Annotated in this window: 1 protein-coding gene; it reads left to right on the forward strand. The window is 72.8% G+C overall.

The genetic code is table 11. From position 1 onward, the window contains the following. The coding region (locus EOA75_RS33755; RefSeq protein WP_206517153.1) for a hypothetical protein at window positions 1–408 on the forward strand (408 nt) is incomplete at both ends.

The following is a 408-nucleotide window of genomic DNA, read 5'->3' on the forward strand; positions in this document are numbered from 1 at the left end:
ACCGGCGCTACGGGCGCTACCGGAGCAACGGGCTCGACAGGCGCGACCGGAGCAACCGGCGCCACAGGTGCGACCGGAGCCACGGGCGATACCGGGGCAACCGGTGCAACTGGCGCTACCGGTGCGACTGGCGCGACCGGAGCAACAGGCGCGACTGGCGCCACCGGCGATACCGGAGCAACAGGCGCCACCGGTGCGACGGGAGCAACCGGCGCCACAGGCGCGACCGGCGCCACGGGTGATACCGGAGCAACGGGCGCCACCGGCTCGACAGGTGCAACTGGAGCGACAGGCGCTACCGGCGATACCGGAGCAACAGGCGCGACCGGCTCGACAGGTGCGACCGGAGCAACCGGCGCCACAGGTGCGACTGGCGCCACGGGTGATACCGGAGCAACCGGCTCGACG

The sequence above is a fragment of the Mesorhizobium sp. M1A.F.Ca.IN.022.07.1.1 genome, from assembly GCF_003997575.1.
GTDB lineage: Bacteria > Pseudomonadota > Alphaproteobacteria > Rhizobiales > Rhizobiaceae > Mesorhizobium.